This is a genomic window from Pseudomonas fluorescens (assembly GCF_018614775.1).
In the GTDB taxonomy this organism is placed as follows: Bacteria; Pseudomonadota; Gammaproteobacteria; order Pseudomonadales; family Pseudomonadaceae; genus Aquipseudomonas; species Aquipseudomonas fluorescens_BY.
Window position 1 is genome coordinate 31,777 of sequence record NZ_JAGGOF010000051.1, and the last position, 21,537, is coordinate 53,313.

Annotated in this window: 20 protein-coding genes; 13 read left to right on the top strand and 7 right to left on the bottom strand. The window is 61.5% G+C overall.

The genetic code is table 11. From position 1 onward, the window contains the following. Window positions 1-281 precede the first annotated feature (281 nt). The 4 genes from J7E36_RS14965 to J7E36_RS14980 all read left to right on the top strand — a co-directional run bounded on the left by J7E36_RS14965 (window position 282) and on the right by J7E36_RS14980 (window position 3,562). Window positions 282-1,610 (top strand): CynX/NimT family MFS transporter, encoded by a 1,329-nt coding sequence (locus J7E36_RS14965; protein WP_215004181.1) that lies wholly within the window; start codon window positions 282-284, stop codon window positions 1,608-1,610. An 87-nt stretch (window positions 1,611-1,697) separates the two neighbouring features. Next, window positions 1,698-2,168, top strand: coding sequence for a nuclear transport factor 2 family protein (locus J7E36_RS14970; protein WP_053124854.1), 471 nt, complete (start codon window positions 1,698-1,700; stop codon window positions 2,166-2,168). A gap of 40 nt (window positions 2,169-2,208) precedes the next feature. Further along, a complete protein-coding gene (locus J7E36_RS14975; protein WP_215004183.1) occupies window positions 2,209-2,532 on the top strand; it encodes a GIY-YIG nuclease family protein in 324 nt (107 codons plus the stop codon). 79 nt (window positions 2,533-2,611) lie between these two features. Beyond that, window positions 2,612-3,562 (top strand): glutathione S-transferase family protein, encoded by a 951-nt coding sequence (locus J7E36_RS14980; protein WP_215004185.1) that lies wholly within the window; start codon window positions 2,612-2,614, stop codon window positions 3,560-3,562. 47 nt (window positions 3,563-3,609) lie between these two features. Here the strand turns inward: J7E36_RS14980 and J7E36_RS14985 are convergent, their stop codons facing one another. Next, window positions 3,610-3,903: an Ig-like domain-containing protein gene (locus J7E36_RS14985; RefSeq protein ID WP_215004187.1), complete on the bottom strand. Its 294-nt coding sequence runs from the start codon at window positions 3,901-3,903 to the stop codon at window positions 3,610-3,612. 168 nt (window positions 3,904-4,071) lie between these two features. Next, window positions 4,072-5,076: a nucleoid-associated protein YejK gene (gene yejK, locus J7E36_RS14990; protein WP_215004190.1), complete on the bottom strand. Its 1,005-nt coding sequence runs from the start codon at window positions 5,074-5,076 to the stop codon at window positions 4,072-4,074. Window positions 5,077-5,470: 394 nt separating this feature from the next. On the opposite strand from yejK, the gene J7E36_RS14995 reads away from it, so the two are divergent. Further along, a complete protein-coding gene (locus J7E36_RS14995; RefSeq protein WP_215004192.1) occupies window positions 5,471-5,752 on the top strand; it encodes an HU family DNA-binding protein in 282 nt (93 codons plus the stop codon). A 201-nt stretch (window positions 5,753-5,953) separates the two neighbouring features. Here J7E36_RS14995 and rlmF read toward each other — a convergent pair whose 3' ends face one another. From rlmF to J7E36_RS15020, 5 genes are all read right to left on the bottom strand, one after another. Continuing rightward, on the bottom strand, window positions 5,954-6,979 hold the full coding sequence (gene rlmF / locus J7E36_RS15000) for a 23S rRNA (adenine(1618)-N(6))-methyltransferase RlmF (protein WP_215004194.1): 1,026 nt from the start codon (window positions 6,977-6,979) through the stop codon (window positions 5,954-5,956). 261 nt (window positions 6,980-7,240) lie between these two features. Continuing rightward, window positions 7,241-10,087, bottom strand: a complete 2,847-nt coding sequence (locus J7E36_RS15005) for a valine--tRNA ligase (protein WP_215004196.1) — start codon at window positions 10,085-10,087, stop codon at window positions 7,241-7,243. A gap of 231 nt (window positions 10,088-10,318) precedes the next feature. After that, a complete protein-coding gene (locus tag J7E36_RS15010; protein WP_215004198.1) occupies window positions 10,319-10,684 on the bottom strand; it encodes a DNA polymerase III subunit chi in 366 nt (121 codons plus the stop codon). A gap of 7 nt (window positions 10,685-10,691) precedes the next feature. Beyond that, on the bottom strand, window positions 10,692-11,120 hold the full coding sequence (locus J7E36_RS15015) for a DNA polymerase III subunit chi (protein ID WP_215004200.1): 429 nt from the start codon (window positions 11,118-11,120) through the stop codon (window positions 10,692-10,694). A 60-nt stretch (window positions 11,121-11,180) separates the two neighbouring features. Then, window positions 11,181-12,671 (bottom strand): leucyl aminopeptidase, encoded by a 1,491-nt coding sequence (locus J7E36_RS15020; RefSeq protein ID WP_215004202.1) that lies wholly within the window; start codon window positions 12,669-12,671, stop codon window positions 11,181-11,183. A gap of 293 nt (window positions 12,672-12,964) precedes the next feature. Here J7E36_RS15020 and lptF point away from each other — a divergent pair, with 293 nt between their 5' ends. From lptF to pdxJ, 8 genes are all read left to right on the top strand, one after another. After that, complete coding sequence (lptF, locus tag J7E36_RS15025; protein ID WP_215004204.1) at window positions 12,965-14,086, top strand: LPS export ABC transporter permease LptF; 1,122 nt, start codon at window positions 12,965-12,967, stop codon at window positions 14,084-14,086. Beyond that, window positions 14,079-15,140 carry an LPS export ABC transporter permease LptG gene (gene lptG / locus J7E36_RS15030; RefSeq protein WP_215004205.1) on the top strand — a complete coding sequence of 354 codons (1,062 nt, stop codon included), beginning with the start codon at window positions 14,079-14,081 and terminating at the stop codon, window positions 15,138-15,140. The genes lptF and lptG overlap by 8 nt, the downstream gene beginning before the upstream one ends. A 198-nt stretch (window positions 15,141-15,338) precedes the next feature. Beyond that, a complete protein-coding gene (gene lepA, locus J7E36_RS15035) occupies window positions 15,339-17,138 on the top strand; it encodes a translation elongation factor 4 (RefSeq protein WP_215004206.1) in 1,800 nt (599 codons plus the stop codon). Window positions 17,139-17,143: 5 nt separating this feature from the next. Further along, window positions 17,144-17,998 carry a signal peptidase I gene (lepB, locus tag J7E36_RS15040; protein ID WP_215004207.1) on the top strand — a complete coding sequence of 285 codons (855 nt, stop codon included), beginning with the start codon at window positions 17,144-17,146 and terminating at the stop codon, window positions 17,996-17,998. 184 nt (window positions 17,999-18,182) lie between these two features. Then, window positions 18,183-18,872: a ribonuclease III gene (rnc, locus tag J7E36_RS15045; RefSeq protein ID WP_186705175.1), complete on the top strand. Its 690-nt coding sequence runs from the start codon at window positions 18,183-18,185 to the stop codon at window positions 18,870-18,872. Continuing rightward, entirely contained in the window at window positions 18,865-19,767 is a 903-nt protein-coding gene (era, locus tag J7E36_RS15050; RefSeq protein ID WP_215004208.1) for a GTPase Era, read from the top strand. The genes rnc and era overlap by 8 nt, the downstream gene beginning before the upstream one ends. A gap of 171 nt (window positions 19,768-19,938) precedes the next feature. Then, entirely contained in the window at window positions 19,939-20,628 is a 690-nt protein-coding gene (recO, locus tag J7E36_RS15055; RefSeq protein WP_215004209.1) for a DNA repair protein RecO, read from the top strand. Window positions 20,629-20,637: 9 nt separating this feature from the next. Further along, a complete protein-coding gene (gene pdxJ, locus J7E36_RS15060) occupies window positions 20,638-21,423 on the top strand; it encodes a pyridoxine 5'-phosphate synthase (RefSeq protein ID WP_251030637.1) in 786 nt (261 codons plus the stop codon). Window positions 21,424-21,537 lie beyond the last annotated feature (114 nt).

The window sequence follows — 21,537 nt, forward strand, 5'->3', positions numbered from 1 at the left end:
GCCATTGAAACTACCCTAATAGGGTAGTTTTGACCAATCGAAAATGTTGCTTCGTTTGCCTCCCATTGACCGTAGGCGGTTGCCGTCCTACGTGAAGCTGACTAACATGTCAGAAAATTCGGTTTGTGATTTCACCGCCGCCTGGTCGGCGCTCAGCGGGCCGTACCGCTATTTCCAGCGTGATCAGTGCGCATTGCGCCAGCGCCCCAATATCGTTCCTCGTCATCCATCTGTGTTCGACTTGTTCCGCAACGGGCCAAGTCCCTGTCGGCAGTTGATCAATGAACCCTGAAGCAGAGCTTTCCATGTCTCGTCACCCGCATGACCCCAACCCCTCGACGATGCCCAAACGCACCGGCGACCTTGAAGAACTGCTGATCGACGCCGAAGCCGACGACGAGCAGGCGCAGTCGAGCCATCCGCTGGTGCGCCGGCCCTGGTTGTTGCTGCTCGGGTTGATCCTGGTAGCGCTGAACCTGCGTCCGGCGCTGTCGAGCATGGCGCCGCTGCTCAGCGAAGTATCCAGGAGCCTCGGTCTTTCGGCGGCCCAGGCCGGTCTGCTGACCACACTGCCCGTGCTTTGCCTGGGCCTGTTCGCGCCGCTGGCGCCGGTGCTGGCGCGGCGCTTCGGGGCCGAGCGGGTGGTGTTGGGGATTTTGCTGACGCTGGCCGGCGGGATTGTTCTGCGCAGCTCGTTCGGCCAGGTCGGGCTGTTCGCCGGCAGCATCCTGGCGGGCGCCAGCATCGGCGTGATCGGCGTGCTGCTGCCAGGGATCGTCAAGCGTGACTTTGCCAAACAGGCCGGCGCCATGACGGGTGTCTACACCATGGCCCTGTGCCTGGGGGCAGCGATGGCGGCCGGGGCGACGGTACCGTTGAGTGAGCAGTTGGGTCACGCCTGGACGTTGGGCCTGGGTTTTTGGGTGGTACCGGCGCTGTTGGCAGCAGTGTTCTGGTTGCCGCAAGTGGGCCGCAAACACGGGGCGCATCAGGTGGCGTATCGGGTTCGCGGCCTGTTGCGTGATCCCCTGGCCTGGCAGGTGACGCTGTACATGGGGTTGCAATCGTCCCTGGCCTACATCGTGTTCGGCTGGCTGCCGTCGATCCTCATCGGTCGCGGCTTGAGCCCGATCCAGGCCGGGCTGGTGTTGTCCGGTTCGGTCATCGTCCAATTGATCAGCTCCCTGGCCGCGCCTTGGTTGGCGACGCGCGGCAAGGACCAGCGGCTGGCCATCGTGATCGTCATGACCATGACCCTTGGCGGGTTGTTCGGTTGCCTCTATGCGCCGATCGACGGCCTGTGGGGCTGGGCGATCCTGCTGGGCCTGGGGCAGGGCGCGACCTTCAGCCTGGCGCTGACGCTGATCGTGCTGCGCTCACGGGACGCCCATGTGGCCGCGAACCTGTCGAGCATGGCCCAGGGCTTCGGCTATACGCTGGCATCGCTGGGGCCGTTCGCGGTGGGCGTGGTCCATGACTTGACCGGCGGCTGGAATGCTTTGGGTTGGATCTTTGGCCTGGTTGGCCTGGGCGCGATCATCGCCGGCATCGGCGCCGGTCGGGCGCGGTACGTGGGGGTCAGCAGCGAAAGGGTCGGTCCTCTTCGCTGATATCATTTTCATGGCGAATGACGATAGTCTTCCGCGCGTCGGCAGATTATCGTGCAGCCTTACTGAAATGATTTTCGGAGCCTGTCCATGAGTGATGCCCACAACGCCCTGATCACCCGCTTCTACCAGGCCTTCCAGCGCCTGGACGCCGAAGCCATGAGCGCCTGCTACACCGACGACGTGGTGTTCAGCGACCCGGCCTTTGGCGAACTGCGTGGCCGTGATGCCGGTGACATGTGGCGCATGCTCACCACCCGGGCCAAGGATTTCTCCCTGACCTTCGATAACGTGCGCAGTGACGAGCGCACCGGCGGTGCCCATTGGGTCGCGACTTACCTGTTCAGCCAGACCGGCAATATCGTGATCAACGACATCCAGGCACGCTTCGTTTTTCGCGATGGCAAGATCTGCGAGCACCACGACAGCTTCGACCTGTGGCGCTGGTCCCGTCAGGCGCTGGGCACCAAGGGCCTGCTGCTGGGCTGGACGCCGCTGGTGCGCAACGCCGTGCGGGCCCAGGCGCTCAAAGGGCTGCGAGCCTTCCAGGCCAGTCGCTGATAAGATCGCAGCTTGTTTCTGCGCACCTGTTGAACAGCTTGTGACGATCACCCACGAATCTTCCGATCTGCCTGCTCACACTCCAGCCGAACCGGGCAAGCCCTGGTTCGTCTATCTGGTGCGGGCTGCCAACGGCTCGCTGTACTGCGGCATCAGCGATGACCCGGTACGGCGCTTCGCCAAGCATCAAAGCGGCAAAGGTGCGCGTTTCTTCCTGTCCAGCCCGGCCGTGGCCCTGGTGTATACCGAAGCCTGTCGCGACAAGGGCGAAGCCCTGCGCCAGGAGCGGCTGATCAAAAAGCTCAGGAAAAGCGCCAAGGAGTGCCTGGTGGCCAGTGCAGCGTCGCCTCATCAACCGCACTGATACAGCTTCATCAGGCCGGTAGGCTGGCTGCGCGTGGCGCGCTAAGCTGCAAGCCTTCATTCCTGCAGTGGCGAATACCATGTCCGAGTTGATCCTTCATCATTACCCGACGTCTCCTTTTGCGGAAAAAGCCCGGTTGTTACTGGGGTTCAAGGGCCTGTCCTGGCGTTCGGTGCACATCCCGCCGATGATGCCCAAGCCTGACCTGACGGCCCTGACGGGCGGTTACCGCAAGACGCCGGTCTTGCAGATAGGAGCAGACATCTATTGCGACACCTCGCTGATGGCGCGCCGGCTGGAGCAGGAGAAAGCTTCGCCGGCGCTGTTCCCCGAAGGCCGGGAAATGATCGCGGCGTCGTTTGCTGCCTGGGCCGATTCGGTGGTGTTCCAGCATGCGGTAAGCCTGGTGTTCCAGCCCGAATCGGTGGCCGTGCGTTTTGCCAAGCTAGCGCCCGAAGCGATCAAGGCCTTCATCACCGACCGCGCCGGGTTGTTCAGTGGAGGCAGCGCAACCCGTTTGTCCGCCGAGCAGGCCAAGCACCAATGGCCAACGATCATGGCGCGCCTGGAGCAACAGTTGCAGCGCGAGGAAGGTGACTTCTTGCTGGGCGATCCCTCGATTGCCGACTTCGCCATGGCCCATCCGTTGTGGTTCCTCAAGGGCACTGTGGTGACCTCGCCGCTGGTGGACGCGTACCCGGCGGTGTCCGCCTGGCTGGCGCGGGTATTGGGTTTCGGCCATGGTACGTCGAGCGCGATGAGTGCTGAAGAAGCCTTGGAAGTCGCCCGAAACGCCACCCCGGCAGCGTTGCCGGAAGAAGCCTTCGAGGAGCCGAACGGGTTTGCCAAAGGGCAGCAGGTGACCATCGCTGCGACGGACTATGGCGTCGATCCGGTGGCCGGAGAGTTGCTGTTTGCTGGACGTGAAGAACTGATCCTGCGCCGCGAAGACGCACGCGGCGGGGTGGTGCATGTGCACTTTCCGAGGATCGGGTTTCGAATTTTTTGCGAAAACGTAAATGTTGGTTAAATCACGGGGGCCCTTGTTTCTAAGGGCACCCATGGATATTTTACGGTTCAAAGGTAAAACATCAGGTCTTGGGCATAACCAGATGAGTCCGTGGGATTCGAGCAAATACCGCCTATTATTAACACCGCCCCAGAATTCTGGTGACTTGCTTGGCTGAGATTTAATGTGGTGGCAAAATTTCCATTGGCATCGCAAATAGCGGTTCCAAGAATGGCGGTTTGGTGGTTGGTTTCCCAAATGGTTACTGCACTGTTCGGGTGAGCCGTACCAGTGACGTAAGGAGGGTTATTTCCTGTACTGTGTGGCGCGGGGCTAGTAAAAACGGGGGCTTGAAGAGTCATTATTTTTTCTCCGGTTGCTCTGGATTTTAAATATCAAGAGGGCTGGAAGTCCTCTTGATATTAGGTTATGCAGTCGCTTGGAGAATGAGGACTGTCAGAGCTGACAGTTTTTTATAATGGTTCGCGATTAAATTTCTCAGGTGCCTCGCACTGCGTTGGCAAAAACGCTCAATTACGCCGCTTGAGCTGATCCGTCAGTGAAGTCGGCAGCCCCTTGATGATCAACGTGCCGGCTTCTTCGTCATACTCGATCTTGGAGCCGAGCAAGTGCGCTTCGAAGCTGATGGACAACCCTTCGGCGCGGCCGGTGAAGCGGCGGAACTGGTTGAGGGTGCGTTTATCCGCCGGGATCTCCGGCGACAGGCCGTAGTCCTTGTTGCGGATATGATCGTAGAAGGCTTTCGGGCGCTCTTCGTCGATCAGCCCGGACAATTCCTCCAAGCCCATCGGCTCGCCGATCTTGGCCTGGCTGCTGGCGTAGTCCACCAGGGTCTTGGTTTTTTTCCGGGCATCGTCTTCCGGCAGGTCTTCGCTTTCGACGAAGTCACTGAAGGCCTTGAGCAGGGTGCGGGTCTCGCCGGGGCCGTCGACGCCTTCCTGGCAGCCGATGAAGTCGCGGAAGTACTCCGAGACCTTCTTGCCGTTCTTGCCCTTGATGAAGGAAATGTATTGTTTGGATTGCTTGTTGTTTTGCCACTCCGACACGTTGATCCGCGCTGCCAGGTGCAACTGGCCCAGGTCCAGGTGACGGGACGGGGTCACGTCCAGCTCGTCGGTCACCGCCACGCCTTCGCTGTGGTGCAGCAGGGCAATCGCCAGGTAGTCGGTCATGCCCTGTTGGTAATGGGCAAACAACACGTGGCCGCCCACCGACAGGTTGGATTCCTCCATCAGTTTTTGCAGGTGTTCCACCGCCACGCGACTGAAGGCGGTGAAATCCTTGCCGCCCTCCAGGTATTCCTTCAACCAGCCGCTGAACGGGTGCGCCCCGGACTCGGCATGGAAGAAGCCCCAGGCCTTGCCTTGTTTGGCGTTGTAGCTCTCGTTGAGGTCGGCGAGCATGTTCTCGATGGCCGTGGACTCGCTCAGTTCGGAGTCGCGGGCATGGAGCACGGCGGGGGTGCCGTCGGGTTTCTTGTCGATCAGGTGGACGATGCAATGACGGATCGGCATGGATTTCTCGGCTGATGAAAGAGAGGAGGCGGCCTCCCCGAAAAGGGCCCAGTGTACCGCAATCACTGGTTTGGGAACCCGGCAAAGCCCCTTTCAGACCCGTCCGACAGCCTATATGCATTTTTTTACCGTTTTAGCGCAAGAAAGCTGACCAAATGGGTAGCTAGAAGCGGATATTTCACAGGGGTTGTGCTAGTTTTGCCCGGTCTTACGCTAACTCACTGCGTTAAGCGTGCATTCAGCATTTGTCAGGTCGAACCAAACCCGGTTTTCGGCATCTATTACCCCGATCCGTCGCGGTGATTGCCGAGGGTGCCTGACCAAGATGGATCGGGCTCGATGGCTGACACTGCACTCTGCAATCCATATGAATTTGATAGGGAAGGAACACTACATGGCTCTTACTAAAGACCAACTGATCGCTGATTTGGCTGAAGCTGTAGACACGCCGAAAACCACCGTGCGTGCACTGCTGGACCAACTGGGCCAAATCGTTGCCGATCAGCTGGAAAACGGCAGCGAATTCACCCTGCCAGGTGTTGGCAAGCTGAAAGTCACCGAGCGTCCTGCCCGCACTGGCCGCAACCCTTCGACTGGCGCTGCCATCGAAATCGCTGCCAAGAAAGTGATCAAGCTGGTTGTGGCCAAAGGCCTGACCGACGCGGTCAACAAGTAAGACCGCTGTAAGAAAACCGTGCTACGGAGCGATCCGAGCACGGTTTTTTATTGCCCTGCGAAAGCGGGTCAGCCTGGCATGGCCCGCTGTGGGAGCGAGCCTGCTCGCGATGACGGCGGTACATCCACCATTGATACAAGCTGATCCACCGCTATCGCGAGCAGGCTCGCTCCCACAGAGGTGTTTTTACATCAGAGGCTTTCATTGCTTACTGACCCAGCGCGCGTGGCGCCAGGCTTGCTGCTGCGCTTGTGTCTGAAAGGTCCAGGCCACAAAGCGGCTCTGCTTCTGCCCTTGGGACATTTCCACCACCTGGCTGTGCAGCGCACCGGCCTTTTTCAACGCAGCCTGAATCGCCGGCAGGTTCGAGGCCTTCGACACCAGCGTGCTGAACCACAGCACCTGGCGGGCCACCTGGACGCTTTCGCTGATCAGTTGGGTCACGAACCGCGCTTCCCCACCTTCGCACCATAGCTCGGCGGCCTGGCCACCGAAGTTCAGCACCGGCAGCTTGCGTTTCGGATCGGCCTTGCCCAATGCCCGCCACTTGCGCTGGCTGCCCTTGGTGGCTTCCTCCAGGGAGGCGTGGAAGGGCGGGTTACACATCGTCAGGTCGAACCGCTCGGCGTCGTCCAGCAGGCCGAGTAAAATCTGCTTGCGGTCGGCTTGCTGACGCAATTGGATGGCTTTGTTCAATCCGTTGGATTGCACGATGGCCTTGGCCGAGGCGATGGCCGTCGGGTCGATCTCCGAACCCAGGAAGTGCCAGCGGTAGTCGCTGTAACCAATCAATGGGTAGACGCAGTTGGCGCCGGTGCCGATGTCCAGGACCTTGACCGCCGCACCGCGAGGAATTTCCCCCTCGTTATGGCGAGCGAGCAGGTCGGCCAGGAAGTGCACATAGTCCGCCCGGCCTGGTACCGGCGGGCACAGGTAATCGGCCGGAATGTCCCAATGGGCAATCCCATAGAAGGATTTGAGCAGCGCCCGGTTGAACACCCGCACGGCTTCAGGGCTGGCAAAGTCGATGCTTTCCTTGCCGTAGGGGTTGATGATCACGAACCTGGCCAGTTCTGGCGTGGACTTGATCAGTGCCGGGAAGTCGTAACGGCCCTGATGGCGATTGCGAGGATGCAGGCTGGCCTTCTCCCGCGGCTCGGCGGCCTTGGTATCGGCGGCAGGCTTGGGCTTTTGGCGTGCAGGTTTGGGCGTGCGGGGGGCGGTCATGGGCGGGTCGATTCGGGGGTGGCTCAGAAAGTGGCGGGTATTGTCCCATATCCAGCCCTTGCGAACCCAATTGCACTTTCAGCGCGATCCAATGTGGGAGCGAGCCTGCTCGCGATGGCGGTGGGTCAGCTTGCATCGTTGGCGAATTTACCGCCGTCATCGCGAGCAGGCTCGCTCCCACAGGGGCTCAGTGCTTGCAAGAAACGGGCGGGCAGAAAAAAGGAGGCCACCAGGGCCTCCTTCTTCCGTTACGAACAGCCGTTACAGACTGGCAATCCGCGCATGTTGCTCAGCCAGCTTGCCCAAGGCCTGTTCAGCCTCGGCCAGTTTGGTCCGTTCCTTCTCGATGACGTCGGCTGGGGCCTTGTCGACGAAGCCGGCGTTGGACAGCTTGCCGCCGACCCGCTGCACTTCACCCTTGAGACGCAGGATTTCCTTGTCCAGGCGCGCCAGTTCGGCGGCCTTGTCGATCAGGCCGGCCATCGGCACCAGCACTTCCATCTCGCCGACCAGCGCGGTAGCCGACAGCGGTGCTTCTTCGCCCGCAGCCAGGACGGTCACCGATTCGAGCTTCGCCAGTTTCTTCAGCAACGCGTCGTTTTCGTCGAGGCGGCGCAAGTCTTCGGCGTTGGCGTTCTTCAGGAACAGGGTCAGCGGCTTGCCCGGGCCGATGTTCATTTCGGCGCGGATGTTACGCAGGCCCAGCATGAAGGTCTTGAGCCACTCGATGTCGTCTTCGGCGGCCGGATCGATGCGGGTTTCATTGGCCACCGGCCAAGGCTGCAGCATGATCGTCTTGCCTTGGGCGCCTGCCAGCGGTGCGACGCGCTGCCAGATTTCCTCGGTGATGAACGGCATGAACGGGTGCGCCAGGCGCAGGGCCACTTCGAGCACGCGCACCAGGGTGCGGCGGGTGCCGCGCTGGCGTTCGACCGGGGCGTTCTCATCCCACAGCACCGGCTTGGACAGTTCCAGGTACCAGTCGCAATACTGGTTCCAGATGAACTCGTACAAGGCCTGTGCGGCCAGGTCGAAGCGGAACTGGTCCAGTTGGCGAGTGACTTCGGCCTCGGTGCGTTGCAGCTGCGAAATGATCCAGCGATCGGCCAGGGTCAGTTCGAAGGCTTCGCCGTTCTGGCCGCAGTCTTCGCCTTTGTCCAGCACATAGCGCGCCGCGTTCCAGATCTTGTTGCAGAAGTTGCGGTAGCCTTCGACGCGGCCCATGTCGAACTTGATGTCACGGCCGGTGGACGCCAGCGAGCAGAAGGTGAAACGCAGGGCGTCGGTGCCGTAGCTGGCGATGCCCTCGGCGAATTCCTCGCGGGTGGCCTTCTCGATCTTCTTCGCCAGTTTTGGCTGCATCAGGCCGGAAGTGCGTTTCTGCACCAGGGCTTCCAGGTCGATGCCGTCGATGATGTCCAGCGGGTCAAGGACGTTGCCCTTGGACTTGGACATCTTCTGGCCCTGGCCATCGCGCACCAGGCCGTGGACGTAGACGGTCTTGAACGGCACCTGCGGCGTGCCGTCTTCGTTCTTCATCAAATGCATGGTCATCATGATCATCCGGGCGACCCAGAAGAAAATGATGTCGAAACCGGTGACCAGCACGTCGGTGGAGTGGAAGGTCTTCAGGAACTCGGTCTGCTGCGGCCAGCCCAGGGTCGAGAACGTCCACAGGCCCGAGCTGAACCAGGTGTCGAGGACGTCGTTGTCCTGTTGCAGCGCAACGTCCGGGCCAAGGTTGTGCTTGGCGCGGACTTCGGCTTCATCGCGGCCGACATAGACCTTGCCCGACTCGTCGTACCAAGCCGGAATGCGATGGCCCCACCAGAGCTGACGGCTGATGCACCAATCCTGGATGTCGCGCATCCAGGAGAAGTACATGTTCTCGTATTGCTTGGGCACGAACTGGATACGACCGTCTTCCACCGCGGCAATCGCCGGCTCGGCCAACGGCTTGGTGGACACGTACCATTGGTCGGTCAGCCACGGTTCGATGATGGTGCCGGAGCGGTCGCCTTTCGGGACCTTCAGGCCGTGATCGTCGACGCTCACCAGCAGGCCGGCGGCATCGAAGGCCGCGACGATCTGCTTGCGCGCTTCGAAGCGGTCGAGGCCGGCGTATTCGGCCGGGATCTGGCCGTCGATGCTCTCGTTCAGCGTACCGTCGAGGTTGAACACCTGGGCGGCCGGCAAGACATTGGCGTTCTTGTCGAAGATGTTCAGCAGCGGCAGGTTGTGGCGCTTGCCGACTTCATAGTCGTTGAAATCGTGGGCCGGGGTGATCTTCACGCAGCCGGTGCCAAATTCCGGATCGCAGTAGTCGTCACCGATGATCGGGATACGACGGCCGACCAGGGGCAGTTCCACGAACTTGCCGATCAGGGCCTTGTAGCGTTCGTCGTTCGGGTTCACCGCCACGGCGGAGTCACCGAGCATGGTTTCCGGCCGGGTGGTGGCGACGATCAGGTAATCCTTGCCTTCAGCGGTCTTGGCGCCGTCGGCCAGCGGGTACTTGAGGTTCCAGAGGAAACCTTTCTCGTCGTGGTTTTCCACTTCGAGGTCGGAAATAGCCGTGTGCAACTTGGTGTCCCAGTTGACCAGGCGCTTGCCGCGGTAGATCAGCCCGTCTTCGTGCAGGCGCACGAAGGCTTCCTTCACCGCTTCCGAGAGGCCGTCGTCCATGGTGAAGCGTTCGCGGCTCCAGTCCACGGACGAGCCGAGGCGACGGATTTGGCGGCTGATGTTGCCACCGGACTCGTCTTTCCATTCCCAGACTTTCTCGAGGAATTTCTCCCGGCCCAGGTCGTGGCGGTTCTGGCCCTGGGCTTCGAGGCGACGCTCCACCAGCATCTGCGTGGCGATACCGGCGTGGTCGGTGCCTGGCTGCCACAGGGTGTTACGACCCTGCATGCGGCGGAAACGGATCAGGGCGTCCATGATCGCGTTGTTGAAGCCGTGGCCCATGTGCAGGCTGCCGGTGACGTTCGGCGGCGGGATCATGATGGTGTAGGAATCGCCCGCGCCTTGCGGAGCGAAATAATTCTCGGACTCCCAGGTGTTGTACCAGGAAGTTTCAATGGCGTGCGGCTGGTAGGTCTTATCCATGCGCGGCGGGACCCTATTGGCATTTATTCAGGAAAAGCCGGGAAGTATAGCGGGCGGGGCAGATGCAAGCCACAGGCGGCAAGCGTCGGGCGCGGAGATTGTGGACACAACCGGACCCTTGTGGGAGCGGGCTTGCTCGCGAATGCGGTGTATCAGTCGACATCGATGTTGAATATCAGACCGCTTTCGCGAGCAAGGCCGCTCCCACAGGAGGTCAGTTCAGGTAACGGGTTACTCGTACTGACTCAGCAGCCGTTCCATCCGTGCATCCAGCCGGCGCTTGATCTCGGTTTCGATGTGCGGGGCGAAGTCGTCGATGACGTCCTGCATGATCAACTGCGCGGCGGCGCGCAATTCCGCGTCCAGGTGTAGCAGGGCGTCGGGTCCTTTCGGCTCGGCCTTGGCGGCGGGCTTGGGTTCGGGGTGGCCGTTGATCGAATCGAACAGCAGCGGAATCTGTTCTTCGTGCACAGGTTCATGCACGACCGTGTCGGTCAGCAGCGGTGGTTGCAGGTTGTCGTCGCCGAGCAATTGGCGGATCGACTCGAGGTCGTCCAGCAGGTGCGCGGGCTTTTGCGGCGGTTTTGGCGTGTCCATCGTAGGCTCAGAGTCGCTGTAAACGGTGGTCTTGCAGAGGATAGCCCTGTTCGCGGTAGAAACGGAAACTCTCCCGCGCGGCTTGGCGGATGGCCGGGTCTTCCACCACCACTTCCGCCACGCGGGCGAAACGCTGGGCAAAGGCCGGTACTTTCAGGTCGAGGTTGACCAGCAGGTCCTGGTGCAGGCCGCAATCATCCCCCAGTCCCAGCACGATCAGCCCGTCGGGTTCGCTCTCGGCCGGGCCATGGGGCACGAAACTTTCGCCCTTGAATGCCCACAGGCGCGCATCCAGGTCTTCGCGCTGGGCGGCATCGCTGCAATGCAGGTAGATGCGGTGGCCCATGCGCCAGGCCTTTTCCGTGAGCTTGCAGGCGAAATCCAGCCGCGCCGACGGATCGGCGCTGGGCAGGATGTAGAAATCGACTTTGGTCATTGCGGTTCCTGAGCCGCCGCTGTCGTCACCCGCAGGCGACGCCAGCGGCGGTCATTGATGTCAGGCCTTGGCGCGGTCCAGCAGGTATTGGGTCAGCAGGGGAACCGGACGACCGGTGGCGCCCTTGTCCTTGCCACCGCTGGTCCAGGCCGTGCCGGCGATATCCAGGTGCGCCCAGTTCAGGTTCTTGGTGAAGCGCGACAGGAAGCACGCCGCCGTGATGGTCCCGGCTTTCGGGCCACCGATGTTGGCGATGTCGGCGAACGGGCTGTCCAATTGTTCCTGGTACTCATCGAACAACGGCAGTTGCCAGGCGCGGTCGTCGGCTTGCTGGCCGGCGCTGAGCAATTGGCCGATCAGTTCGTCGTTGTTGCCCAGAAGGCCCGAGGTGTGGGCGCCGAGGGCGACGACGCAGGCGCCGGTGAGGGTCGCGATGTCGATCACCGCCTGCGGCTTGAAGCGCTCGGAGTAGGTGAGGGCGTCACACAGCACCAGGCGGCCTTCGGCGTCGGTGTTGAGGATTTCCACGGTCTGGCCGCTCATCGTGGTGACGATGTCGCCAGGGCGCGAGGCCGTGCCGCTCGGCATGTTCTCGGCGCAGGCCAGGATACACACCAGGTTGATCGGCAATTTCAGTTCGAGCACGGCACGCAGGGTCCCGAACACGCTGGCGGCGCCGCCCATGTCGTACTTCATCTCGTCCATGCCGGCGCCCGGTTTGAGGCTGATGCCACCGGTGTCAAAGGTGATGCCCTTGCCAACCAGGGCATACGGTTTCTCGGATTTCTTGCCGCCGTTGTACTGCATGACGATCAGGCGCGGCGGCTGGGCGCTGCCCTGGCCGACGGCGTAGAACGAACCCATGCCCAGGTCCTTGATTTTCTTCTCGTCGAAGACTTCGACCTTCAGGCCCTTGAACTCCTTGCCGAGCGCCTTGGCCTGTTCGCCGAGGAACGTCGGGTGGCAGATGTTCGGCGGCAGGTTGCCCAGGTCGCGGGTGAACGCCATGCCGTTGGCGATCGCGGTGGCGTGGGTCACGGCGCGCTGGACTTCCGCCTGGGCGGCCTTGATGGTCAGCAGGGTGATTTTTTTCAGGGCCCGGGGTTCGGCTTTCTGGCTCTTGAAGCGGTCGAACTGGTATTCGCCGTCCACCAGGGTTTCGGCCAACAGGCGGTTCTTGCCGTAGCTGTCGCGACCCTTGACCACGAGTTCATCCAGGGCCAGGGTGGCCTCGGCGCCGCCCAGTCCCTTGAGGGTGCCCAGCACGCCGGCGATGATTTTGCGGAACGGCCGGTCGCCCAGTTCGGTGTCCTTGCCCACGCCCACCAGCAGCACACGCTCGGCCTTGAGGTTGGGCAGGCTGTGCAGCAACAGGCTCTGGCCGACCTTGCCGGCCAGGTCGCCGCGCTTGAGCACGGCCGTGATCGCACCGCCGCTCAGGGCATCGAGTTGGCTGGCGACGACGCCGAGCATGCGGTTTTCGCCAATGGCAACCACCAGCGTGGCGGTTTTCAACGTTTCTGGGCTGACGCTTTTTACAACCAGTTCCATGTCCGGATCCCTGAATGAATGGTCTAGATGCCAGGCGCTGACTGTGGCGAGTGAAGCAATCACGGTATCGCGCCGGCGACAAAGGCCGCAGTTTGAACCCCGGCGGCCGAGCCTGACAACCCCGCTGTCAGCGCGACTTTGTGCGTTTAGCCACGGGGTCAAAGCGTGCGAAGTGACAGGCGCCTCCAATCACAGGATAATGCGGCTCTTTTTTCGGCGGCGCGCTGTGGCGGGCCGGCTCGATCTGTTTGCTTGTTTGGCCGCCTTAGCCTGACAACCCTGGAGTGTCTGGTTTGATCGTCTTCCGTTATCTATCCCGCGAAGTCCTGCTGACCCTGAGTGCGGTCAGTGCCGTGCTGCTGGTCATCATCATGAGCGGGCGCTTCATCAAATACCTCGCCCAGGCGGCTTCCGGTGCCCTGGACCCGGGCTCCCTGTTCCTGATAATGGGGTTCCGCCTGCCGGGCTTCCTGCAACTGATCCTGCCGCTGGGGTTGTTCCTCGGCATTCTGCTGGCCTACGGCCGTTTGTACCTGGACAGCGAAATGACCGTGCTGTCGGCCACTGGCATGAGCCAGCAACGCCTGTTTCGCATGACGCTCTTCCCGGCCACGCTGGTCGCGCTGCTGGTGGCATGGCTGAGCCTGAGCCTGGCCCCCCAGGGCGCCAATCAGTTTCAGTTGCTGATCAACCAGCAGGATGCGATGACCGAGTTCGACACCCTGGTGCCGGGTCGCTTCCAGGCCCTGCGCGACGGTACGCGCGTGACCTACACCGAGCAGCTCTCGGAAGACCGGATCAACCTGGGCGGCGTCTTCATCACACAAAAGAACCTGTCGTCCGATGGTGGCAAGGATCGCGGCATTTCCGTGCTGGTGGCTGAAAAAGGCCGGCAGGAAATCAGTCCCGAAGGCAATCGCTACCTTATCCTCAATAACGGCTACCGCTACGACGGCAATCCAGGGCAGGCTGATTATCGCGCCATCAAATACGACACTTATGGCGTGTTGCTGCCTAAGCCTGAAGTCAGTGAAGAAGTCACCGATCGCGACGCGATGCCCACGGCCAGCCTGCTGGGCAGTGAAGACATCCGTGCCCGCACCGAACTGCAATGGCGCCTGTCGTTGCCGCTGCTGGTGTTCATCGTGACCCTGATGGCGGTCCCGCTGGCGCGGGTCAACCCACGCCAGGGTCGTTTCCTCAAGTTGCTACCGGCGATTCTTCTGTATATGGCTTACCTGACCATCCTGATTTCCGCCCGCAGTGCCCTGGAAAAAGGCAAGATCCCGCCAGCGCTGGGTCTGTGGTGGGTGCATGGGATTTTCCTGGCCATCGGCCTGGGGCTGCTCTATTGGGAACCGCTGCGCCTGAAGCTGGCCAGCCGTCGCAGCGCGCTGGAGGTGGCCCGTGGTTAAACTCGATCGCTACATCGGCAGCAGCGTGTTCGTCGCGATCCTGGCGGTGCTGGGGATCATTCTCGGCCTGGCGACCCTGTTTGCCTTCATCGATGAAATGAGCGACGTCAGCGACACCTATACCCTGACGGACGTGGCCAGCTATGTGCTGTTGACCGCGCCGCGCCGGCTCTACGACATGTTGCCGATGGCTGCGCTGATCGGCTGCCTGATCGGTCTGGGCAGCCTGGCGAGCAACAGTGAACTGACCATCATGCGCGCCGCCGGTGTGTCCATTGGTCGGATCGTCTGGGCGGTCATGAAGCCGATGCTGGTGCTGATGCTGGTGGGCGTGCTGATCGGCGAGTACATCGCCCCGGCCACCGAGAATACTGCCCAGGCCAATCGCTCCCTGGCCCAGGGCGGCGGCGACGCGCAAAGCGCCAAGCATGGCCTGTGGCACCGCCAGGGTGATGAGTTCATCCACATCAACTCGGTCCAGCCCAACGGCGTCCTCTATGGTGTGACCCGGTATCGCTTCGACGACCAGCGGCACATGCTCTCGTCGAGCTTCGCCAAGCGCGCCAATTTTGCCGAGGACCACTGGCAACTGACCGATGTCACCACCACCCTGTTCCATGACAAGGGTACCGAGGTGGTCGCTGCCCCCGAGGAGCGTTGGGAAGTGACGATCAGCCCGCAGTTGCTGAGCACCGTGGTGATGGCACCGGAGTCCCTGTCGATCACCGGGTTGTGGGGTTATATCCATTACCTGGCCGACCAGGGCCTGAACAACGGCCGCTACTGGCTGGCTTTTTGGGTCAAGGTGTTGCAGCCGCTGGTGACCGCCGCCCTGGTGTTGATGGCGATTTCCTTCATCTTCGGCCCGCTGCGCTCGGTGACCCTGGGTCAGCGGGTGTTTACCGGTGTGCTGGTGGGCTTCACCTTCCGTATCGCTCAGGATCTGCTCGGGCCATCGAGCCTGGTGTTCGGGTTCTCGCCGCTGCTTGCGGTGCTGGTGCCGGCGGGCGTCTGTGCGTTGGCCGGGCTCTGGCTGTTGCGCCGGGCGGGTTGATCTCACGTGTAGCGAGAGGGTTGTGGAAGCAAGGCGGTGTGGGAGCAAAGCTTGCTCGCGACACAGGCGATGCGGTCCTTCGGAAATCGAGGTGGCTGTTTCGCGAGCAAGCTTTGCTCCCACTTGCGCGGTCTATCAGGTACAATTGCCGGCTATTTTTCGGCGGGCCATGCCTGCAGCCTTTTTGAGTGTTGATCCGTGAGTGATTTGAGTCATATCCGCAATTTCTCCATCATCGCCCACATTGACCATGGCAAGTCGACGCTGGCCGATCGCTTCATCCAGATGTGCGGCGGCCTGGCCGAGCGCGAGATGGAAGCCCAGGTCCTGGACTCCATGGATCTCGAGCGTGAACGCGGGATCACCATCAAGGCCCACAGCGTCACCCTCTATTACAAGGCCCGCGACGGCATCACCTATCAATTGAACTTCATTGATACCCCAGGCCACGTTGACTTCACTTACGAAGTCAGCCGGTCGCTGGCGGCCTGTGAAGGTGCGTTGCTGGTGGTCGATGCCGGCCAGGGCGTCGAGGCGCAGTCGGTAGCCAACTGCTACACGGCCATCGAGCAGGGCCTGGAAGTCATGCCGGTGCTGAACAAGATCGACCTGCCCCAGGCCGATCCGGACCGCGTGAAAGAAGAAATCGAGAAAATCATCGGCATCGACGCCACCGACGCGGTCACGTGCAGCGCCAAGACCGGCCTGGGCGTGGACGAAGTGCTCGAGCGCCTGGTGACCACCATTCCCGCGCCGACCGGCAATATCGAAGATCCGCTGCAAGCGTTGATCATCGACTCCTGGTTCGACAACTACCTGGGCGTGGTCTCCCTGGTTCGCGTGCGCCATGGCCGCGTGAAGAAGGGCGACAAGATCCTGGTCAAGTCCACCGGCAAGATCCACCTGGTGGACAGCGTCGGTGTGTTCAATCCGAAACACAGCGCCACCGTCGACCTCAAGGCCGGTGAAGTCGGTTTCATCATCGCCGGCATCAAGGACATTCATGGGGCGCCGGTCGGCGACACCCTGACCTTGAGCTCCACCCCAGACGTCGATGTGCTGCCTGGTTTCAAGCGTATCCAGCCCCAGGTCTACGCCGGCCTGTTCCCGGTCAGCTCCGACGACTTCGAGGATTTCCGCGAAGCCCTGCAAAAGCTGACCCTGAACGACTCGTCCCTGCAATATACCCCGGAAAGCTCCGACGCCCTGGGCTTCGGCTTCCGTTGCGGGTTCCTGGGCATGCTGCACATGGAAATCATCCAGGAGCGCCTGGAGCGCGAGTACGACCTGGACCTGATCACCACGGCGCCGACGGTTATCTTCGAGCTGTTGCTCAAGAATGGTGAAACCATCTACGTCGACAACCCGTCCAAGCTTCCGGACCTGTCGGCCATCGAGGACATGCGCGAACCGATCGTGCGGGCGAATATCCTTGTGCCTCAGGAGCACCTGGGTAACGTTATTACCCTGTGCATCGAAAAGCGCGGCGTACAGCACGACATGCTGTTCCTCGGCTCGCAGGTCCAGGTGACCTACGACCTGCCGATGAACGAAGTGGTACTGGATTTCTTCGATCGCCTGAAATCCACCAGTCGCGGCTATGCTTCGCTGGACTATCATTTCGATCGTTACCAATCGGCTAATCTGGTCAAGCTGGATGTGCTGATCAACGGTGAGAAGGTCGATGCCCTGGCATTGATCGTGCACCGTGACAACGCGCACTACAAAGGTCGTGCGTTGACCGAGAAGATGAAGGAACTGATTCCTCGGCAGATGTTCGACGTGGCAATCCAGGCCGCTATTGGTGGGCAGATTGTGGCGCGTACAACCGTCAAGGCGCTCAGAAAGAACGTATTGGCCAAGTGCTATGGCGGCGACGTCAGCCGTAAGCGCAAGCTGTTGGAAAAGCAGAAGGCCGGTAAAAAACGCATGAAGCAGGTCGGTAATGTGGAAATTCCACAGGAAGCCTTCCTTGCGGTGCTCAGGTTGGATAGTTAGGTCCTATGTCGCTAAATTTCCCGCTGTTGCTGGTGATCGCCGTGTTTGTCTGCGGCTTGTTGGCGTTGCTTGATCTGTTGTTCCTGGCGCCGCGGCGCCGGGCGGCCATCGCCTCCTATCAGGGCAGCGTCAGCCAGCCTGATGGCGTAGTGGTCGAGAAACTCAACAAGGAACCGCTGCTGGTCGAATACGGCAAGTCGTTCTTCCCGGTGCTGTTCATCGTGCTGGTGCTGCGTTCGTTCCTGGTGGAACCGTTCCAGATCCCGTCCGGCTCGATGAAGCCGACCCTGGATGTCGGCGATTTCATCCTGGTGAACAAATTCTCCTACGGGATCCGCCTGCCGGTGATCGACAAGAAAGTCATCGAGGTGGGTGACCCGCAGCGCGGCGATGTGATGGTGTTCCGCTTCCCGAGCGATCCGAACGTCAACTACATCAAGCGGGTGGTTGGCCTGCCGGGCGACACGATCCGCTACACCGCCGACAAGCGCCTGTTCGTCAATGGCGAGTCGGTGGCTGAACAGTTGCTCGGTTCCGAGCCGGGTACACTGGGCAGCGCCGAGCTCTACAAGGAAAAACTCGGCGAGGTCGAGCACCTGATCCGCAAGGAAATGAGCCGCTACCGCGCAACGCCGGACCATTCGTGGACCGTGCCGGCGGGGCACTATTTCATGATGGGCGATAATCGCGACAACTCGAACGACAGCCGCTACTGGGATGATCCGAACATTCCCAAGGACCTGCTGGGCATGGTCCCCGACCGGAATATCGTCGGCAAGGCCTTTGCAGTCTGGATGAGTTGGCCGGAACCCAAACTCAGTCACCTGCCGAATTTCTCGCGGGTTGGCCTGATCAAGTAATCACACACGGCGCTGTTGAACACAGCGCCGAATGCATTTCTGGAGCCCGCATAAGGTCGCCCGAATGCATGAAGCCACCGATACTCAGGACGTTATTTTTGAACACAGCGTTAATTGTCCCAAGCCAACCGCGCCTTGCCGGCGTGGCAGTGGACCCCAGCCACGAACTCAACGTGGGTAAACCGTGAGCGTTTCTCTAAGCCGTCTCGAGCGCCAGCTCGGCTACACCTTCAAGGACCCGGACCTGATGCTCCTGGCCCTTACTCACCGCAGTTTTGCCGGGCGCAACAACGAGCGCCTGGAATTCCTCGGGGATGCGATTCTCAACTTCGTCGCCGGTGAGGCGCTGTTCGAGCGCTTCCCGCTGGCCCGCGAAGGCCAGTTGTCGCGTTTGCGCGCGCGATTGGTGAAAGGTGAGACCCTGGCCGTACTGGCCCGTGGTTTCGACCTGGGCGACTACCTGCGCCTGGGCTCCGGCGAGTTGAAAAGCGGTGGTTTTCGCCGCGAATCGATCCTGGCCGACGCCCTGGAAGCGCTGATCGGCGCGATCTATCTGGATTCGGGCATGGAAATGGCCCGCGAGCGTGTGCTGGCCTGGCTGACGTCCGAGATCGACAGCCTGACGCTGGTGGACACCAACAAGGACCCGAAGACCCGTTTGCAGGAATTCCTGCAATCACGCAGCTGCGAGCTGCCGCGCTACGAAGTCGTGGATATCCAGGGTGAGCCGCATTGTCGAACCTTCTTCGTCGAATGCGAAGTCGTCTTACTGAATGAAAAAAGCCGGGGTCAGGGTGTGAGCCGTCGTATTGCCGAACAGGTAGCGGCCGCCGCAGCACTGATTGCCCTGGGCGTGGAGAATGGCAATGACTGATACAAACGTTACCCGCTGCGGCTATGTCGCCATCGTTGGCCGGCCGAACGTGGGCAAGTCCACATTGCTCAACCACATCCTCGGGCAGAAACTGGCGATCACCTCGCGCAAACCCCAGACCACCCGCCACAACATGCTGGGCATCAAGACCGAAGGCGCCGTCCAGGCGATCTACGTCGACACCCCGGGCATGCACAAGGGTGGCGAGAAGGCCTTGAACCGCTACATGAACAAGACTGCCTCGGCGGCGTTGAAAGACGTCGACGTGGTGATCTTCGTGGTCGACCGCACCAAATGGACCGAGGAAGACCAGATGGTCCTCGAGCGCGTCCAGTACGTGACCGGCCCGTTGATCGTGGCGCTGAACAAGACCGACCGCATCGAGGACAAGGCCGAGCTGATGCCGCACCTGACCTGGTTGCAGGAACAGCTGCCCAACGCCCAGATCATCCCGATCTCTGCCCAGCATGGCCATAACCTCGACGCGCTGGAGCGGGTGATTGCCGACCACCTGCCGGAAAACGATCATTTCTTCCCTGAAGACCAGATCACCGACCGCAGCAGCCGTTTCCTCGCCGCGGAGCTGGTGCGCGAGAAAATCATGCGTCAACTGGGCGCCGAGCTGCCGTACCAGATCACCGTCGAGATCGAAGAATTCAAGCAGCAGGGCAAGACCCTGCACATCCACGCCTTGATCCTCGTCGAACGTGACGGCCAGAAGAAGATCATCATTGGCGACAAGGGCGAGCGCATCAAGCGCATCGGCACCGAGGCACGCAAGGACATGGAGCTGCTGTTCGACTCCAAGATCATGCTCAACCTGTGGGTCAAGGTGAAAGGCGGCTGGTCGGACGACGAGCGGGCGTTGCGTTCGTTGGGTTACGGCGACCTCTGATCTTTCTGCATACATGAGTTCCACTACTGTGGGAGCGAGCCTGCTCGCGATAGCGGTCTGTCAGTCAACATCTGTGTTGAATATCAGTCCCTCATCGCGAGCAGGCTCGCTCCCACAGTGGTTTTTTGGTGTCCAGTCGTACTGTGTCCAGTCATTGAGAAACGCACCCACATGTCCCCCACCCAACCCATCGCCCAAGCCGCCTACGTCCTGCATTCGCGCGCCTACCGCGAAAGCAGCGCCCTGGTGGACTTCCTCACGCCTCAGGGGCGTTTGCGGGCGGTGTTGCGTGGGGCGCGGGGCAAGGCCGGGACGCTGGCGCGGCCATTCGTGCCGTTGGAAGTCGAGTTCCGCGGCCGAGGCGAGCTGAAGAATGTCGGGCGCATGGAAAGCTCGGGCGTCGCGGCCTGGCTCAACGGTGAGGCGTTGTTCAGCGGCTTGTACCTCAATGAACTGCTGATCCGCCTGCTGCCCGCCGAAGATCCCCATCCCGCCGTCTTCGATCACTACGCCGCGACACTGCTGGCCTTGGCCGAAGTCCGTCCGCTGGAGCCGTTGTTGCGCTCGTTCGAATGGCGGCTGCTGGACGACCTCGGCTATGGTTTTGCCCTGGACACCGACCTGCACGGTGCGCCCATCGCGGCGGACGGTCTGTACCGCTTGCAAGTGGATGCTGGCCTGGAGCAGGTCTACCTGCTGCAACCGGGTCTGTTCAACGGCGCCGAGCTGTTGGCCATGGCCGAGGCCGACTGGAGTGCGCCGGGCGCGCTGTCGGCGGCCAAGCGCCTGATGCGCCAAGCCCTGGCGGTTCACCTGGGCGGCAGGCCGCTGGTCAGTCGCGAGCTGTTTCGCAAGCCCTGAGCAACCCGTATGCTGTGGGCCGACTATTTGCCCATTCAGGAGCGCTTTTTCGTGAGCACCAGCCAACGCATTCTTCTCGGCGTGAACATCGACCACGTCGCCACCCTCCGCCAGGCCCGGGGTACGCGCTACCCGGATCCGGTCAAGGCCGCACTGGACGCCGAAGAGGCGGGCGCCGACGGCATCACCGTGCACCTGCGTGAAGACCGTCGCCACATCCAGGAGCGCGACGTGCTGCTGCTCAAGGATGTGCTGCAAACCCGCATGAATTTCGAGATGGGCCTGACCGAAGAAATGATGGCGTTCGCCGAGCGCATCCGCCCTGCGCACATCTGCCTGGTGCCGGAAACGCGCCAGGAACTGACCACCGAGGGCGGCCTGGACGTAGCGGGGCAAGAGTCGCGGATCAGCCTGGCGGTGGAGCGCCTGTCGAAGACCGGTGCCGAGATATCGCTGTTCATTGATGCCGACGAACGGCAGATCGAAGCCTCCAAGCGGGTCGGTGCCCCGGCCATCGAGCTGCACACCGGCCGTTATGCCGATGCCGAGACGCCTACTGACGTGGCTGACGAGTTGCAGCGGGTCGCCGATGGCGTCGCCTTCGGCCTGGCCCAGGGTCTGATCGTCAACGCCGGCCACGGCCTGCACTATCACAACGTCGCGGCCATCGCGGCCATCAAGGGCATCAACGAACTGAACATCGGTCATGCACTGGTGGCCCATGCGTTGTTCGTCGGGTTCAAGTCGGCGGTGGCGGAGATGAAAGCGTTGATCCTGGCGGCCGCGAAACCCTGATCCAGACACTATCCCTTGTGGGAGCGAGCCTGCTCGCGATAGCGGCGGTACAGTCAACGATGATGTTGACTGTACCGCCGCTATCGCGAGCAGGCTCGCTCCCACATTGGCTTG

Bases quoted from the DNA above. Each gene is read 5' to 3' on its own strand.
- J7E36_RS15010 (WP_215004198.1), bottom strand. From the start codon at position 10,684: ATGGACACGCCAAAACCGCCGCAAAAGCCCGCGCACCTGCTGGACGAC.
- recO (WP_215004209.1), top strand. From the start codon at position 19,939: ATGTCCCCCACCCAACCCATCGCCCAAGCCGCCTACGTCCTGCATTCG.
- J7E36_RS14970 (WP_053124854.1), top strand. From the start codon at position 1,698: ATGAGTGATGCCCACAACGCCCTGATCACCCGCTTCTACCAGGCCTTC.
- J7E36_RS14980 (WP_215004185.1), top strand. From the start codon at position 2,612: ATGTCCGAGTTGATCCTTCATCATTACCCGACGTCTCCTTTTGCGGAA.
- era (WP_215004208.1), top strand. From the start codon at position 18,865: ATGACTGATACAAACGTTACCCGCTGCGGCTATGTCGCCATCGTTGGC.
- yejK (WP_215004190.1), bottom strand. From the start codon at position 5,076: ATGCCGATCCGTCATTGCATCGTCCACCTGATCGACAAGAAACCCGAC.
- J7E36_RS14985 (WP_215004187.1), bottom strand. From the start codon at position 3,903: ATGACTCTTCAAGCCCCCGTTTTTACTAGCCCCGCGCCACACAGTACA.
- J7E36_RS14965 (WP_215004181.1), top strand. From the start codon at position 282: ATGAACCCTGAAGCAGAGCTTTCCATGTCTCGTCACCCGCATGACCCC.
- J7E36_RS15005 (WP_215004196.1), bottom strand. From the start codon at position 10,087: ATGGATAAGACCTACCAGCCGCACGCCATTGAAACTTCCTGGTACAAC.
- rlmF (WP_215004194.1), bottom strand. From the start codon at position 6,979: ATGACCGCCCCCCGCACGCCCAAACCTGCACGCCAAAAGCCCAAGCCT.
- J7E36_RS14995 (WP_215004192.1), top strand. From the start codon at position 5,471: ATGGCTCTTACTAAAGACCAACTGATCGCTGATTTGGCTGAAGCTGTA.
- J7E36_RS15015 (WP_215004200.1), bottom strand. From the start codon at position 11,120: ATGACCAAAGTCGATTTCTACATCCTGCCCAGCGCCGATCCGTCGGCG.
- J7E36_RS15020 (WP_215004202.1), bottom strand. From the start codon at position 12,671: ATGGAACTGGTTGTAAAAAGCGTCAGCCCAGAAACGTTGAAAACCGCC.
- pdxJ (WP_251030637.1), top strand. From the start codon at position 20,638: ATGCTGTGGGCCGACTATTTGCCCATTCAGGAGCGCTTTTTCGTGAGC.
- lepB (WP_215004207.1), top strand. From the start codon at position 17,144: ATGTCGCTAAATTTCCCGCTGTTGCTGGTGATCGCCGTGTTTGTCTGC.